At 33.1% G+C, this 16,406-nt stretch carries 16 protein-coding genes and 1 pseudogene; 4 read left to right on the top strand and 13 right to left on the bottom strand.

Going from position 1 to position 16,406, the window contains the following annotated elements:
• Positions 1 to 4 precede the first annotated feature (4 nt).
• The 4 genes from ABD715_RS09000 to hemB are packed head-to-tail and all read right to left on the bottom strand — an operon-like array spanning position 5 to position 3,143.
• Positions 5 to 523: a DUF4442 domain-containing protein gene (locus tag ABD715_RS09000; RefSeq protein WP_344787837.1), complete on the bottom strand. Its 519-nt coding sequence runs from the start codon at positions 521 to 523 to the stop codon at positions 5 to 7.
• Between the two features lie 4 nt (positions 524 to 527).
• Positions 528 to 1,001: a methylated-DNA--[protein]-cysteine S-methyltransferase gene (locus ABD715_RS08995; protein WP_344787836.1), complete on the bottom strand. Its 474-nt coding sequence runs from the start codon at positions 999 to 1,001 to the stop codon at positions 528 to 530.
• Between the two features lie 4 nt (positions 1,002 to 1,005).
• Positions 1,006 to 2,127 carry a CNNM domain-containing protein gene (locus ABD715_RS08990; RefSeq protein ID WP_344787835.1) on the bottom strand — a complete coding sequence of 374 codons (1,122 nt, stop codon included), beginning with the start codon at positions 2,125 to 2,127 and terminating at the stop codon, positions 1,006 to 1,008.
• Positions 2,128 to 2,153: 26 nt separating this feature from the next.
• Positions 2,154 to 3,143 (bottom strand): porphobilinogen synthase, encoded by a 990-nt coding sequence (hemB, locus tag ABD715_RS08985; protein ID WP_344787903.1) that lies wholly within the window; start codon positions 3,141 to 3,143, stop codon positions 2,154 to 2,156.
• A gap of 214 nt (positions 3,144 to 3,357) precedes the next feature.
• On the opposite strand from hemB, the gene ABD715_RS08980 reads away from it, so the two are divergent.
• A complete protein-coding gene (locus ABD715_RS08980; RefSeq protein ID WP_344787834.1) occupies positions 3,358 to 5,994 on the top strand; it encodes a DEAD/DEAH box helicase family protein in 2,637 nt (878 codons plus the stop codon).
• Between the two features lie 136 nt (positions 5,995 to 6,130).
• Here ABD715_RS08980 and ABD715_RS08975 read toward each other — a convergent pair whose 3' ends face one another.
• The 8 genes and pseudogenes from ABD715_RS08975 to hemA form a co-directional block, all read right to left on the bottom strand.
• Positions 6,131 to 6,517, bottom strand: a complete 387-nt coding sequence (locus tag ABD715_RS08975) for a YchJ family protein (protein ID WP_344787833.1) — start codon at positions 6,515 to 6,517, stop codon at positions 6,131 to 6,133.
• Positions 6,518 to 6,587: 70 nt separating this feature from the next.
• Positions 6,588 to 7,493 carry an oxygen-dependent coproporphyrinogen oxidase gene (gene hemF / locus ABD715_RS08970; RefSeq protein WP_344787902.1) on the bottom strand — a complete coding sequence of 302 codons (906 nt, stop codon included), beginning with the start codon at positions 7,491 to 7,493 and terminating at the stop codon, positions 6,588 to 6,590.
• 324 nt (positions 7,494 to 7,817) lie between these two features.
• Positions 7,818 to 8,168: pseudogene (locus ABD715_RS08965) on the bottom strand (transposase); the annotation flags it as partial.
• A 76-nt stretch (positions 8,169 to 8,244) separates the two neighbouring features.
• The gene (locus tag ABD715_RS08960; protein ID WP_344787831.1) at positions 8,245 to 8,787 is read right to left on the bottom strand and encodes a GNAT family N-acetyltransferase; all 543 of its coding nucleotides are present in this window, start codon (positions 8,785 to 8,787) and stop codon (positions 8,245 to 8,247) included.
• On the bottom strand, positions 8,777 to 9,535 hold the full coding sequence (locus ABD715_RS08955; protein ID WP_344787830.1) for an EI24 domain-containing protein: 759 nt from the start codon (positions 9,533 to 9,535) through the stop codon (positions 8,777 to 8,779). The genes ABD715_RS08960 and ABD715_RS08955 overlap by 11 nt, the downstream gene beginning before the upstream one ends.
• 171 nt (positions 9,536 to 9,706) lie before the next feature.
• Entirely contained in the window at positions 9,707 to 10,735 is a 1,029-nt protein-coding gene (gene hemE / locus ABD715_RS08950; protein WP_344787829.1) for a uroporphyrinogen decarboxylase, read from the bottom strand.
• A gap of 110 nt (positions 10,736 to 10,845) precedes the next feature.
• Complete coding sequence (hemC, locus tag ABD715_RS08945; protein WP_344787828.1) at positions 10,846 to 12,423, bottom strand: hydroxymethylbilane synthase; 1,578 nt, start codon at positions 12,421 to 12,423, stop codon at positions 10,846 to 10,848.
• Positions 12,416 to 13,678, bottom strand: a complete 1,263-nt coding sequence (gene hemA / locus ABD715_RS08940) for a glutamyl-tRNA reductase (RefSeq protein WP_344787827.1) — start codon at positions 13,676 to 13,678, stop codon at positions 12,416 to 12,418. The genes hemC and hemA overlap by 8 nt, the downstream gene beginning before the upstream one ends.
• 189 nt (positions 13,679 to 13,867) lie before the next feature.
• Here hemA and ABD715_RS08935 point away from each other — a divergent pair, with 189 nt between their 5' ends.
• From ABD715_RS08935 to ABD715_RS08925, 3 genes are all read left to right on the top strand, one after another.
• On the top strand, positions 13,868 to 14,767 hold the full coding sequence (locus ABD715_RS08935; protein ID WP_344787826.1) for a helix-turn-helix transcriptional regulator: 900 nt from the start codon (positions 13,868 to 13,870) through the stop codon (positions 14,765 to 14,767).
• A gap of 85 nt (positions 14,768 to 14,852) precedes the next feature.
• A complete protein-coding gene (locus tag ABD715_RS08930) occupies positions 14,853 to 15,569 on the top strand; it encodes a lysoplasmalogenase family protein (protein ID WP_344787825.1) in 717 nt (238 codons plus the stop codon).
• Positions 15,570 to 15,738: 169 nt separating this feature from the next.
• The gene (locus tag ABD715_RS08925; RefSeq protein WP_344787824.1) at positions 15,739 to 15,891 is read left to right on the top strand and encodes a hypothetical protein; all 153 of its coding nucleotides are present in this window, start codon (positions 15,739 to 15,741) and stop codon (positions 15,889 to 15,891) included.
• An 8-nt stretch (positions 15,892 to 15,899) separates the two neighbouring features.
• On the opposite strand, the gene ABD715_RS08920 is transcribed toward ABD715_RS08925, so the two are convergent.
• Positions 15,900 to 16,352: a DUF1569 domain-containing protein gene (locus ABD715_RS08920; protein ID WP_344787823.1), complete on the bottom strand. Its 453-nt coding sequence runs from the start codon at positions 16,350 to 16,352 to the stop codon at positions 15,900 to 15,902.
• Positions 16,353 to 16,406 lie beyond the last annotated feature (54 nt).

Below are 16,406 nucleotides of genomic sequence, written 5' to 3'. Positions count from 1 at the left end.
AGAACTATTTATTTGCCCTTTGTTTGCGTTTTTCTTTATAGAAATTTTTATCGGCTACATACATTGTTTTGTGCAGCTCTGCTATGGTAATACCATCTTTATTTACAATGTTTGGAGTTTTTACTAGGTTGTATTCTCCATGTTCTGATACTTGTTTTTTTATGTGCTCTATGTCTTCGTTTGTAAAAATAAACTCGGTAAAAACATCTTCTCGTGCAGGACGTTTGTATTTTATGGTTGCATCCTTATCCCAAACAACATAGTTATCGCCAAGAATATTAATTAACTGAATCATGTAAATAGGATCGGTTGCAGAAAACAGACTACCACCAAATATAGAACCAACAAAATTTCTGTTTTTATAACTTATCGGAATTTTAATTTTTACATACAATAAGTCTCCAGATACTTCAATAACTCTACCTGTAGAACGCCTATACATGGGCGATAAGTTAAAACCATGTTTGTATATTTGGGCTTCTGTAAAAAAGCGCTTTGCTATATTAGAAAGAGTTCTGTACATATTTTTAAAAAAGAGATTGTTGTTTGTATGGGTTTTCGTGTTCTAAAAGCCATTTTTTACGGTGTAAACCACCAGCATACCCTGTTAAGCTGCCATTACTGCCAATTACACGATGGCAGGGTACGATAATCCAAATTGGGTTTTTTCCATTGGCATTTGCAACTGCTCTAATAGCTTTTACATCGCCTAATTGCTTAGATAGCTCTAAGTAAGATATGGTTTTGTTGTACGGAATAGCCTCAAGCGCTTTCCATACTTTTTTTTGAAAACTTGTGCCTTGCGGATTTAGTTTTAAATTGAATTGATTGCGAGAACCTTCAAAATATTCGTTAAGCTGAATAACGCAATCTTCTAATTCAACAGGAATAATATCTGTTAGCTGTTCTTGAGAATTTAATACGCTTACCGATGCAATACCGTTAACATCACCAACTATTTTAGTGAAACCTAAAGGCGAGTTGATAATGCATGTTTCCATTTTACTAATCTAGGCTTTTATTATCGTCTTGTAAAATACCTAATTTTTTAGCGCGAGATTCCCAATTTTTTCTAGCTTGTACTTGTAAGTCTGATACATTATCACTTTCATCCATAATTTCTAGGCCAAGAAGTGTTTCTATAACGTCTTCCATGGTTACAATACCACTTACAGTACCATACTCATCCACAACCAAAGCCATATGGTTTTTGGTTTCAATAAGTTTTTCAAAAAGCGTTGGTATAGCAATATTTCTATCTACTATAATAATATCTCTTTTTAGTTCAGACAATTTTTTATTGCCATTGCCCAAAGCCATTTCTTTATAGATTTCATCTTTTAAAACAAGACTTTTTATATTGTCTTCAGAGTCTGTATAAAGTGGGATTCTAGAAAAACGTAAGTTAAGGTTTTTATTAAAAAAAGTTTCAACAGTAGTCGTTTCGTTTTCGGTTTTCATAACCGTTCGAGGCGTCATAACATCTTTGGCTCTAACATCTTTAAAAGTTAAAAGGTTTTTTATAACCTTACTTTCCGATTCTTGAAATAAGCCTTCTTCTTGTGCCATATCTGCCATAACCAAAAAACCTTCGCGACTTAAAACACTACCGTGGCCTTTACCACCAATTAGTTTTGTTGTTAATTGCAGTAACCATAAAATACCCGTCCATTTTAATGGAAATATTAATATTTTTAAAGCTTTTGTTGTAAAATTAGCTAAGCCTTTCCAGTAGGTTGCTCCAATGGTTTTTGGTATAATTTCTGAGGCTACCAATATTAAAAGGGTCATTATAGAAGATACAACAGCAACCATTAATTCTTCGGTAAAAGCAATGCCAAATACAGAAATAGTTTTTGATCCGTATAATTCTACATAAGCTACTTTTGCCTGTACACCAACTAAAATGGCACCAACGGTATGTGCTATGGTGTTAAGTGTAAGTATTGCAATTAGTGGTCTGTCTACATCTTTTTTTAGAGCTTCTAAATCTTCGGCGTATGCTTTGTTTTCTTTCTTTTTAACATTAATAAAAGTTGGAGTAACGCTTAATAGCACAGCTTCTAGTATGGAGCATAAAAATGAAAAGAATATTGAAATAATTCCGTAAAAAAGGAGTAAAGCCATTTGAGGTGTTTAAGTTTTATGCTAAGTTAAGAAATAAGTTTAACAACATCTTTAGCAAAGTAACTTGCTATAATATCTGCGCCAGCACGTTTAAAAGCGGTTGTAGTTTCCATCATCACTTGGTCGTGGTTTAGCCAACCTTTTTCGGCAGCAGCTTTTATCATGGCATATTCGCCAGAAACTTGATATACAGCAACAGGAACATCAACTTCTTCTTTAATATCTCTTACAATATCAAGATAAGAAATACCTGGTTTTACCATAACAATATCGGCGCCTTCATCAATATCCATTTCGGTTTCTTTAATGGCTTCAAAACGGTTGCCAAAATCCATTTGATATGTTTTTTTATCCTTCGGAATATCTACTAAATCCACAGGAGCAGAATCTAAGGCATCACGAAAAGGACCATAAAAAGCCGATGCATATTTTGCCGAATAACTCATGATGCCTGTATTAATAAAACCTTCATCTTCCAGGGCTTCGCGAATGGTTAAAATACGACCGTCCATCATATCGCTTGGTGCTACAAAATCGGCTCCAGCAGTAGCATGAGACACACTCATTTCTGCTAAAAACTCAGCAGTTTCATCGTTTATAATTTGTCCGTTTTCAATAATACCATCATGTCCGTAAGCCGAATATGGGTCTAGAGCTACATCGGTCATTACCAACATATCTGGGCACACATTTTTAACGGTTTTAATAGCGCGTTGCATAAGTCCGTTAGGGTTTAAGGCTTCTTTACCTTGGTTATCTTTTAAATTATCTGGCACTTTTACGAAAAGTAAAACTGATTTTAACCCCAATTTCCAAAGCTCTTTTACTTCGCCTTCAAGCAAATCTAAACTGTAACGAAAGTAATTTGGCATCGACGGAATTTCGTCTTTTATACCTTTTCCTTCCACTACAAAAAGCGGCACTAAAAAGTCGTTTGGCGTAATTACGGTTTCTCGAACTAAAGCACGAATAGCTTCGTTGGTTCTTAATCTTCTATTTCTTCGTAATGGATACATAGTTTTTGTTACTTTTATCAAATACAAAGTTAATGAACTCATTTAGACTTTTTATTTTTAACCGAAAATGAATTGAAATTTGTTCAGATTAGGCATTTTTAGAGATGCATATTGACTTTACACATAAAAAAATAACGAAGTATGGACGAATTTCAGACATTTTTTAGGAAACATAAAAAGTTTAAAGGCGTTCAAAAATAAAACCCATTTTGTATTGCTAGAATCCCTGAGTGTTTTAAAATTTAAGTTTCCGTGGCGAAGTTATCAGCATACGCTTTTAAAACATTTTGATAGTCATATTTCCGATCATCATTTTCATGTTATAGCTCCGCCAGGATCAGGAAAAACCATTTTAGGTATCGAGATTTTAAGACGATTAGGTAAAAAAACTTTGGTTTTAGCACCTACTTTAACCATTCGAAATCAATGGGAAAGCAGACTTCAAGAATTTTTTGCTAAAAATTCGAGTTTTAAAAACTTTTCATTCGATATAAAATCGCCTAGCGATGTTACGTTTTCAACCTACCAATCGCTGCATGCGTTTTACAAGTCTTTTGAAGATAAAGAAGACTATTTTAAATTCTTTGAAAAACACCAAATAGAAACCGTTGTTTTAGATGAAGCGCACCATTTAAAAAGCGCATGGTGGACCTGTTTAATGGCTCTAAAAAACCGAAATTCGTTTTTTACAGTTGCGCTTACCGCAACACCACCATACGATAGCAGCAGAACCGAACTCACAAAATATTTTACCCTTTGTGGGGAAGTAGATGATGAAATTGCGGTGCCAGATTTGGTTAAGGAAAACGATTTGAGTCCGCATCAAGATTTCGTGTATTTCTCGAAACCCAACGATTTAGAAATTAATTTTATTGTGGATTACCGAAGGAAAATTGCACAGTTCCAAGACGATTTGTTACAAGATGAAACGTTTATTGTTTTCCTTCAAAATCATAGGTTCTATAAAAATCCTAAGACGCATTTAGATGCTATTTATAAAAGCACATCGTATTTCTCGTCTGTTTTAATTTTTTTAAATGCATGCGGAATAGCCATTGAACAAGAAAAGTTAGAGATTCTAGGGTTTTATAAAGATGAAAGTATTGAGTTCCCGGAGCTGAATTTAGAATGGTTAGAAATTTTACTTCAAAACCTATTGGTTACCGATAGAGAACAATTAATTGAAGATGAACATTATCTATCAACTTTAGAGAAGCGTTTACGAAAACTCAACGTTTTTGAAAGAAACCAAGTCAATTTTGTTGGCGAGCAGTTGCTTTATAAATCCTTGGCTTATAGCCCAAGTAAATTAAAAAGTATTGTTGATATTGTTTCGGCAGAAAGCGCATCCTTAGGTACAAATTTAAGTTGTGTTATTTTAACCGATTACATCCGGAAAGAGTTTTTAAACACACCGTTTTCAGATATTGAAACTATTAATAAAATTGGGGTTTTACCCATTTTTCAATATGTAAAAAACTATTGCACGCATAACGAAGATTTAGCTGTGTTAACCGGTAGCGTTGTTATTATCCATAAATCAATTTTAAACGCTTTCGCGGAAATTGAGCCACTCCATAATTTTTCATTCGTTGCTTTAGATCATGATGAAGCATTTTTAGAAGTAAGCCCAAAAAGTAAAGTTGAAAAATCTATAGTAGAAATATTAACTCAGCTTTTCGAAAACGGAACTATTAAGGTTTTAATTGGTACCAAATCGTTGTTAGGCGAAGGTTGGGATGCGCCATCAATTAACAGTTTAATTTTGGCGTCTTTCGTGGGTTCTTTTGTGTCTTCTAACCAAATGCGAGGTCGCGCCATTCGTAAGGATGCCGATAAACCAAATAAAACAGGCAATGTGTGGCATTTAGCTTGCGTTGACCCGACAGCAACCGATGGCGGACGCGAAGTTGATATTCTAAAACGACGATTTGAGGCTTTTGTTGGCGTAACAAACACCACAATTCCGTTTATCTCTAATGGTTTCGACCGTCTTAACTTTCCTGAAACTATTTTGGTTGATGATATTTCGGAACTTAATAATCAAACCTTAGAAAAAGCAAGTCAGAGGCCATTAATAACCAAAAAATGGCAAGTATCCATTGGCAGCGGAACCAAATTAACCAAACAAGTTAAATTATTACATCTCGGAGAAAAACCATTTGAAACTCAAAAGCAGGTTTACTTCTTTGATGTAGTTCGCTTTTTTGTAGCCGAATTATCGCTAACCATTATATGGTTTTATTTCGAATTTATTCTTGAAGGTGTACAGCTTATAATTAGTCGTGGTTTTTCGTATTTTATTTATGCGTTTTTGGGTGCTTTTATTTTTAGATTTGGTTACAAATTATACAAAGCAGTTTCGCTCTATTTACGTTACGGATATTTGCATAAAAGGATTCGTAAAATAGGTTTAACTATACTTGATACTTTAAATGCATTGAAGTTTTTAAACACCAATATTCAAAATATTGAAGTGGTTGCACAACGTGTAAATAAAGGCGATGTGGTTTGTAGTTTGGTTGGTGCTAATAATTATGAGAACGCTTTGTTTTCAAAAGCATTGATAGAGGTTTTAGACGCTATAGATTCGCCACGATACTTAATAATTAAGACTAATTTATTCAGAAAAAGATTGAAGACAGAAAACTTTTATCCAGTTCCTGAAATTTTTGGTAATAAGAAAGAAAATGCCCTGGTTTTTAAAAAGTATTGGACAAAATATTTAGGAAGAAATAAACTCGTTTTTACCCGACAGGTTGAAGGTAGAAGGTTGCTTCTAAAAGCTAGATTGTTTCATGTTTACAATGCTTTTAAAGAAGTTTCGAAAGAGGTTACGGTTTGGAAGTGATAACCCGACCTGCGAGGTTTTTTCAACCTTGTAGGTCTTTTAAGAATAATATATTATTACTTAGGTTTTATTCCTACAAGGTTTTGGAAATCTTGCAGGAGAGTGAAGTTCGATTAAGGTGTTTTTTTTGTTTAGGTTATTTACTCAACCCAACATAAAACCAATTATTGTTTTCTTTTACAAAAGCAGATTTTTCATGAATAATATCTACTTTACCTTTTTCATAAAAATAAGCTTGAAATGTAACGGTGCCTTGGGTATCGTTTTCTGTCCCTTTTGATGTTTCTATAACATCCAATTTAATCCATTCAACAGATTTTGCCCATTTTACAATCGATTTTTTCTCTTTTATGGGTCTGGTTGAAGCATGATGACTTTGCATCAAATAATCGCCATCGGCTTTTACAAATGCCGAATATCTAGAACGCATTAATTGTTCTGCAGTTTTGGCTTCTGCCATGTTTTTATGTGCTTTTTCACAGCAGTTGGAGTAGAGTTTTAGGCTTCCGCAGTAGCAATTCATGGTTTGGGGTTTTCTAGATTTATATTGGAGACCTGTCAGGTTTTTAGAACCTAGCAGGTCTTGTCTTTTATTATTTTAACCAATCTACAGGATTTTTTAAAACCTCTAATAATCTTTCTTCCTCACTTCCAGCTTCTGGATGATGATTGTAAACCCATTGCACATGTGGCGGTAAACTCATTAAAATACTTTCTATACGTCCGTTGGTTTTTAATCCAAATAGTGTTCCTTTATCGTGTACTAAATTGAATTCCACATAGCGTCCACGACGAATTTCTTGCCAATCGCGTTGCGCTTTAGTAAATGGTAAATCTTTTCTTTTTTCTATAATAGGAACGTATGCTTCGAGAAAGCTATCGCCAACTTCGGTTACAAAATTGTACCAGTTTTCCATAGTCATATCATCTGTTGCTTTACAATAATCGAAAAACAAACCACCTAAACCACGACCTTCGTTGCGGTGAGCGTTATAAAAATATTCGTCGCAACGTGCTTTGTATTTAGGGTAAAACTCAGGATTGTGCTTATCGCAAGCGGTTTTACATGTTTGGTGGAAATGTTTAGCATCTTCGTCAAACAGATAATATGGCGTTAAATCTTGTCCGCCACCAAACCATTGGTCTACAATTTTTCCGTCTTTATCATACATTTCAAAATAGCGCCAATTGGCATGAACAGTTGGTGCCATTGGGTTTTTAGGATGTAATACTAAACTTAGTCCACAGGCAAAAAAATCGGCATCTTCAACACCAAAATATTTTTGCATGGTGTCTGGTAGTTTACCGTGAACGCCAGAAATGTTTACACCGCCTTTTTCAAAAACGTTTCCGTTTTCTATTACACGTGTGCGTCCGCCACCACCTTCTGGTCGTTTCCAGATATCTTCTTGAAATTTGGCTTTACCATCAATGGTTTCCAGTTTTGAGGTTATGCGGTCTTGTAAATTTTGTATGTATTGGTAGAATTTGTCTTTCATTGATGTTTTCAATTGGATTTTTTTGGTGTTACTAAAACCTACAAGGTCTTCGAGACCTAGCAGATTAGGGCTTGTTTTCTTATTGGTGTTATTACCTTGTTTCTGGCTAGTTATTGTCTCAGGACCTGCGAGGTTTTCAAAACCTTGTAGGTCTAATGTATGCACATATTCAAAATTATCTAAATCATCAAAAAGTTCTAAAACATAAGATTTTTCATTAGAAATCAAACTTACATTATTAAAAAAATAACTTTCATATGAAGAGAATTTATAATCTTTGAAATGCTTTACAACATTATGATTTTCTGGGTTTTTATGTATGTATAAAATTAAATTTTTAAGATAATTTTCGTCAGCTATTTTTTTTCTTCGGAAGTGCTTTTCAAATAAACTCCCTGTTCTGTTTTGTTGTTTATTAAATGCTTTTGCATAAGCGTTAAATAAGTTAGAAATGGATTGATTAGCTGTTTTACCTTCAGAATTTATTTTTAACAAAAAATGAAAATGATTATCCATCAAGCAATAACTTAAAATAGAGGTGTTGCCCTCTAAATGCTTTTTCATTAGACCTAAAAAGTAGGTTTTATTACCTTCATTTTTAAAAATCGTTTCGCTATTAATGCCACGATTAAATATGTGATAATAGTTACCTTGTTCTAATGTTTCAAGTTTCATTTTGTGTTTTTGGTTGAGACCTACAAGGTTTTTGGAGACCTTGCAGGTCAAATCAGCAATTCGTTTTAACTATTCCTTATTCAATCTCATTATATAATTCGTATAATTCCATATGTAATGGGTTTTCTCCAGGCGGAGTAAACTCATTATTTAGTGTTTTTATCCAGGTAAAATTATTGTTTTCTGCTACTTTTAGGCTTGCTATATTGGTTTTATGTACAATGATTTGCAAAGTTTCTAAACCGAGTGTTTCAAAGGCATATTCTGATAATTTATTGATGGCCTCTGTCATAATACCTTTACCTTCAAAATTATAATCAATACTATAAGCAAATTCGCCTTGTTTTTTGTTCCAATCTATTTCTTTTATGTAAACTAATCCTACTAATATGTTGGTTTCGTTTTCTTTTATAGTGAATAGAAATTCTTTTTTAGCTTCAAATTGTTTTGCTTTTTTTGCTGCAAAAATGTTTGATAAATCTGGAGTTAAATTCTGTTCTAGAGTTTTTGGGAAATAGCGTTTTAATCTATCTTCGTTGGCTACACAATAATTGCAGATGGTCCATCCGTCTTTGGGATGAATAGGAATAATGTGATATGAACCAAAATTAAGCTGCATGAACAGGTTTGTTTTTAAGTTGAAGCGCTTCAACGGTTTTGGTTGATGCTGCTGTAACCGATAACGGAAGTACTAAAATTACGCCTATTACCGGAATTAATAAAAACAAAATAAATATAATACCGTTTCCTATGGCTAATCCACGGTTTTTACGGACAAATTGTACGCTTTCTTTGTATTTAAAATGACGCTCTAAAGTATAATCCATATTACCAAAACCTGCGTAATAGGCTTGGAGCATAAATAGTAATATGGTTGAAAATATATTAACTATTGGAATAAATTTTAAGAGTAGAATAGGAAGGGTTATTAGTAATTCTCTCAATAAATTTCTAACATTAATACGGATACCTCGCCAAAGTTGTTCGGAAAACGATGTGTTTCTGTGCGTATGTGTTGTATTACCAGTTAAATGCGTTTCTATTTTCTCGGAAACTGGACTCATAAATGGCGCAGAAAATGCCATTATGATGTGTTTAAATAAAATAAGGCCGATAACGAGAATGATTAAGCCACCAATAAAACTGCTAATTGTAGCGAAGGTTTCGTGTCCCCAATCCCAAATCCATATTTTGGAAATGAAGGATCCAATATTGTCTGAAAGTGAATAGGCTGAACCAAAAACGAGTATTGCAGTTACTAAACTAATTAGCATTGGAATAGCAAAGTATTTCCAGAGTTTTAGTTTTGATATTAAACCGAAAGCACCGAAATATGCTTTTATTCCTGAAACAATGTTTTTAATCATGACGTTGGTTTTGCGTTAGGGATTGAGGCATTTGTTGAAGCTCTTTTTGTGTTGTTGCGTATATGCAACACAAAAAAGCGACTGCCGAAAGCCCGACCTACTTTTTTACTACAATAAGTAGATTTTTAAAACTTAATGTTACATAAAAAAGTAGGTAACGCCCAAAATATTTTAATTTCTGTATTCTTTTACAGCATCGATAAACGCTTTGGCGTGGTCTAACGGAATGTTTGGTAAAATACCGTGGCCAAGGTTTACAATGTATTTGTCTTTACCAAAATCGTTAATCATTTGGTGTACCATTTTCTTTATTTCTGCTGGTGGCGAAAATAGGCGTGTTGGGTCAAAATTACCTTGAAGCGTAATGTTTCCGCCGGTTAAATAACGTGCGTTACGTGCAGAACACGTCCAATCTACACCTAAAGCGCTAGCTCCAGATTTTGCCATTTCGCCAAGTGCAAACCAACAGCCTTTACCAAAGGCAATTACTGGTGCATCGTCTTTTAAAGCATCGATAATTTGTTGGATATATTGCCACGAAAATTCTTGATAATCGACTGGCGATAACATACCGCCCCAAGAATCGAAAACCTGAACAGCGTTGCATCCTGCTTTTACTTTTTCTTTAAGGTAAGCAATGGTTGTATCTGTAATTTTTTGCAACAATTGGTGTGCTGCAATTGGGTTTGTAAAACAGAATTCTTTGGCTTTATCGAAATTTTTGCTGCCTTGACCTTGTACGCAGTAGCATAAAATGGTCCATGGCGAGCCTGCGAAACCTATTAATGGTATTTCGTTGTTTAGTTTTTCTTTGGTTGCTGTAATGGCTTGGTAAACGTAGTTTAAAGCTTCTTTTACGTCGGGAACAATAACATTATCGACATCTTTTTGCGAACGAATTGGGTTTGGTAAATAAGGTCCGAAATTCGGTTTCATTTGTACCTCGATGTTCATAGCTTGAGGTATAACCAAAATATCGCTAAAGAGAATTGCAGCATCCATACCGTAACGACGGATAGGTTGTACTGTAATTTCACTTGCTAATTCTGGTGTTTGGCAACGTGTAAAGAAATCGTATTTAGCCTTTATTTCCATAAATTCTGGAAGATAACGACCTGCTTGACGCATCATCCATACTGGGGGACGCTCTACTGTTTCTCCTTTTAATGCTCTTAAAAATAAATCGTTTTTTATGCTCATCTTTTTCTGTTGACCTGCGAGGTTTTAAAACCTAGTAGGTCTGTTTTTTATTTGTTAAATACCTACAAGGTTTTAAAACCTCGCAGGAAAACCTAAGTAAGTTTGAGTAATTAAACATAATGCTCATTAACCAACTCAATTACACTCTCCACAGTTGGTACTTTTGCAACTCGTACGTCTTTAAAGCGTTTTCTGGCTTCTATAGCGGTAGTTTCTCCAATGCAAAAAGCAATGGCTTGTCCGTCGTTCTTTTTTAAATAACTTTGTACTGTAGATGGGCTGTAAAACATAACACTCTCTACTGTGTCTTCTACGGTTAAAGCGTCGAACTTTGTTTGATAAGCTTCAATTTCGTTAACCTCAATGTTATTTTCTTCAAGAATATTTGGTAAATCATCTAGTCTTAAATCGCTGCAAAAGTAAGTAACCTTGCTTCCTTCCATAAACTCAACAAGGTAATTGGCAAGTTTTTTAGCGTTCTTTTCAGAATGTGTTACTTTGCCAATTTTATTTTCTATTAAACGTTTGGTACGACGACCAACACAGTAAATGTTTTTAAACTGTAGCTCTATTGCAGAGTAGTTTGTAATTAAAGATTCTACTGCATTTTTACTTGTAATAACAACGTTTTCTATTTCGTTTTTTAAGATGCGTGGTGGGATTCTATTAAGGCTAATTTTTATAAAATCGTTACTTTTTACAGTTACCTTTTCGTGGAATAACAAACGTTGGTCGTCTGTTAACGATTTTGTAGAAACTACATTTGTTTTTCTGTTAGAATATTTAATGTTGTCCATTAAGCGTTTACCGCCACGTTCTATTACAAAATCTGCACAGAACTGAGCTAAATCGTGATGTTCGCCTAGTTTTTGTACGCGAGAGACTTCTATTTTTTTAGAGCCATCTTCGCTTAAAAGTACACCTTTAAAAGTAACTTCGTCTTCTTTTATAAATGCAATAGCGCCAATAGGTGCTGTGCAACCGCCTTCTAATTTATTTAAAAATTGGCGTTCTATGGTGGTGCAAATTTCTGTTTCTTCGTGGTTAAGCTCGCTAATAATTGCTCTGGTTTCTTCGTCTTCTTCAAGAGCAGTTATCATAATAGCACCTTGAGCGGGAGCAGGAACCATCCACTCTAAGTTAATTGCTTCTTCTGGTCTAACACCAATTCTGCCAATGCCAGCTGCAGCAAAAATAGCACCATTCCAATCGTCGTTGTCTTCTAGTTTTTGCAAACGTAAGTTTACATTACCTCTTAAATCTACAATGGTGTGCGTTGGATATCTATTAAGCCATTGTGCGCGTCTGCGTAGGCTTCCGGTTGCAATAATGGCGTCTCTAGAACCTAAAAACTCTTCGTTTTTTTTAAACACTAAGGTGTCTCTAACATTACCGCGTTTTAATACTGCACCTTGAACAATACCATTTGGTAAAATTGTAGGTACATCTTTTAAAGAATGTACAGCAATATCAATATCGTTATTTAGCATTGCTATGTCTAGCGTTCTGGTAAAAATACCAGTTATACCAAGCTCGTAAAGAGGTTTGTCTAGTACAATGTCTCCTGTAGATTTTACAGGAACAAGTTCTGTTTGGTGTCCTAATTTTTCTAATTGACTTTGTACTATTTTGGCTTGCCATAACGCTAATTCGCTATCGCGTGTGCCAATTCTAATTGTTTTAGACATTTTTTGTTGAAGATTCTAACTGAAACACTTGTTTTATAAGTTCTAGACTATCGTCTGTAGAAACATTATCATCTTTTAAATGATGTGCAAAATGATTCGTTATTTTTTGAATAATATTATTACTAATTAACGATGCCTGAGCTTCATTAAAATCTGATAATTTTTTACGTTGTGTATCTAATTCTGCGGTAGCAAAATCGGTTAATTTATGTTTTAAAGCTTTAATGGTGGGTGCAAACTTTCTAGTTTCTAACCAGCTAATAAATTCTGCATTAACCTCTTCTATAATTTGTTCTGCTAAGGGTATGTGTTGTTTTCTACGCTCTAAAGTTTCGTCTGTAATTTGAGATAAATGATCTAAATGAACTAAAGAGACGTTGTCTAATTCTTCAACGTTTTGATCTACATTTTTAGGAATAGATAAGTCTAAAATTAAAAGCGGTTTATCTGTTTGTATAATATGCTTATCAATAGTAGGGCGTTGTGCACCAGTAGCAACAATTAAAATATTAGAATTGCTAATTTCTTCTTGTAAATTAGCATAATCTTTAACTACTAAATTAAATTTACCAGCAATTTGTTCTGCCTTATTTTTTGTTCTGTTAATAAGGGTTATGTGTTCGTTTTTGGTATGTTTTACTAAGTTTTCGCAGGTGTTTCTGCCTATTTTGCCTGTGCCAAAAAGTAAAATGTTTTTATTAGATACATCTTCAATATTTTTAAAGATGTATTGAACAGAAGCAAAAGAAACAGATGTCGCTCCAGAAGAAATTTCGGTTTCGTTTTTTATGCGTTTACTAGCTTGTATTACCGCATTAACCAAACGCTCCATAAAAGGGTTTAATAAACCATGTTTTCTAGATAATTTAGCACTTGTTTTTAATTGACTAATAATTTCGAAGTCGCCTAAAATCTGACTGTCTAAACCCGAACCAACACGAAACATGTGGGCAATAGCTTCTTTATTCTTGTAAACAAAAGCAACGTCTTGAAACTCTTCGACAGTACCTTTTGTATTGTCGCAAAGTAGTTTTATAAGTTGAAAAGGGTGTTGTGCAAAACCGTAAATTTCTGTACGATTACATGTAGAGGTAACAACAAGACTTTCTATATCGTTTTCTTTAGCTTGATTAAGTAACGCATTTTTAGCGTCGTCATCCAAACTAAAGCGTCCTCTTATATCTGCATCGGCTTTTTTGTAACTCAAACCAATGGCATAAAAGTAATTACTTTTAGAAATATTATACTTGTGCATGCTTATACCTGAAATTGTGAAGCAAATCTACATGGTATTGCTAGAAAAAAAATAACGCTAAAAGAACTTTTAGTATCGTTTCTGGTTTTTTAGGGCGTTTTTTAGCAAAAATATGATAATTGTCATATTTTAGTGGAGCATTTGGCATATTTTGACGCCTTAATGTAGAATGAATCTAAATAAATAGTGATGAATCTAGAAAAAAGTATTGGAAAAAATGTCGCTAAAAGTACTTTTGATGAAACAAAAGTTGATGAAGGTGTTTTGGTTTTAGCCTTAAAAAATGACTCTAGTCAAGTGCAATCTGTTGCAAAAGAAATAGATAGCGATTATATACAATTTCATTTTTGTGTTAAGGGGTCTAGTTGTTTTATTTTTAACGAAGGACGATACACATTAAATATTCTTGAAGAGAACTCATTGTTGCTTTATAATCCGCAACGCGAGTTACCTATTAATTTACATGTAGATCCAAATTCTTGGATTATTTCTATACTAATATCTATTAAAAAATTTCATGGATTATTTTCTCAAGAAGCAGGTTATATTACTTTTTTAAGTGAAGACAATAAGGATAAAAAATATTATAAAGATGGAGTTATTTCACCGTCTATGGCTATTGTTTTAAATCAACTTATTAATTATAATTTAAATCAATCTATAAAAAACTTATACTTTAAAGGGAAAGCTTACGAGCTTTTAAGCCTTTATTTTAATAGAAACGAAGATGCAGATATAGAGCAATGTCCTTTTTTGGTGGACGAGACTAATGTTATTAAAATTAGAAAAGCCAAAGATATTATTATAGCAAGAATGGCAGAGCCACCTAGTTTGCAAGAGCTTTCAGAAGAAATAGGTCTTAGCCTTAAGAAACTTAAAGAAGGTTTTAAGCAAATTTATGGCGATTCGGTTTTTAGTTTTTTACTTGATTATAAAATGGAAGTTGCTAGAAAACTTCTTGAAGCAGGAAACGACAATGTTAACGAAGTAGGGCATAAAGTGGGCTACAGTACGTCTAGTCATTTTATTGCTGCTTTTAAAAAGAAATATGGCACCACACCTAAAAAATATGTGATGTCTTTGAGTTAAAAAGATGTGAGTAGTATGTGTAAATTTAATTAAGGTATTAAGTAGGAATATGTATATTGCATAATAAACTCTCTTTCATTTAAGTATGATTTCTTTTTTTAAGAACAAATTTCTCTTTACTCTAGTCTTTTTCTTAATGATTTTGATAGATTCTTATGTAAAAATATATCTAGAACTAGGTTTTGTTAGGTATTTTACCAAATTGCCAATAACTGTTTTGTTAATATTATATTATTTATATAATAACTCCGAGTTGCTACGGTTAAAACGTGTTTTTATGCTAATTGCATTATCTCTGTTTCTTTTAGGAGATTTCTTTTTTATAAAAGAAGAACAAGTGATGTTTTTTAGTTTGGCTATGGCATGTTTTATTTTGGCTAAAGTATTTTACATTTTAAATTTTTCTAATAAAAGAGATTTTAAATTAGGAAAACTGTTGCCTTTATTAAGCCTTTCTTTGGTCTATGGTTATCTAGTAATGTATTTTATATTGCCAAATTTAAATACGTTTTATATACCTGTACTAATTTATTGCTTTGTAGAATTAATGGTTTTAATTTTTGCTTTTTTAAGGCAAGGAAATGTAGATAGAAAGAGTTTTATTTTTGTTTTTGTTGGTGTTATTATTGCTTTCTTTTCTGACGCAATTACAGCTATAGATACATTTAATAGTCCAAATTTTTTTTATGAAAATAGTGCTTTAATGTTGCTTTATGGTTTGTCTCAATATTTAATTGTTATTGGGGTTACAGAGGCTGTAAAACTCAAAAATGAAGATGTAATAGATGCTCGTTTTTTGTGATGTTTTAAAGCAGTTAGGGTAAATAGAATGTAAAATAGTAATAGGGCTAACTGCATATTACGGTTAATGTGTTGTAAGTTATAACAGATTCTTAACACTAATTATATAGAAATAGATGGTTGAATGTGTAATTTTGTACTACCCATTAATCTATTAAAATATTAAGAAAATGAAATACTTAACCCCAGAAATAGCAGCATTATCTAAAAACGATACAAGTAAGTCTTTAGCACGATCTACAACATCTTGCGGAATTTTTCAAGATTGCGATTATAACGAAGCACGTCCTAAGTTATATCATCAGCAAAAAATAGAAAAATAGAAGCTAAATTAAACCCCAAACTGATTTAAGTGATGGTCTAAATGTTTATAAAACATGTTATTCCATTCTTGTTTGCTTAGTTTTCCGAAAGAAAGCGACTCCTTGCCTTCAAAATAATTAGCTCCTAGACTTTGGGTTTTATTTAAATAGTTAATTAGCCTTTCTTTCTCTGTTTCAAAATTTTTAGAACTAGTAATTAAAAACTCAGGAGCAGTTTTACTGTTTTTCTTGTATGGCTTTTCGCTAACAACAATAGGTTTTATAAGTAGTTTTAAAATGGCGGTTTTAAAACCGTTAGGCTTAGTGTGTATGTTGTCTAAAGCCATTTCGTAAGTAACATTGCAGTGTGCCAGCATTTGGTCTACACTCATTTTTCCCCATTGCGGTTTCGAAGTGGTCTCTAAATTATTAATTCTATCAATAATTTTAGTTGTTTCTTTTTTGTCGAAGATGTTTTTCATTTTTATAGAAATAAGCAGAGTTTACAAACTTTTACAAGTTATTTATTTTATTTG

It is taken from the genome of Postechiella marina, assembly GCF_039538365.1.
GTDB classification, from domain to species: Bacteria; Bacteroidota; Bacteroidia; order Flavobacteriales; family Flavobacteriaceae; genus Postechiella; species Postechiella marina.
This window is presented reverse-complemented; position numbering and strand designations above follow the sequence as displayed.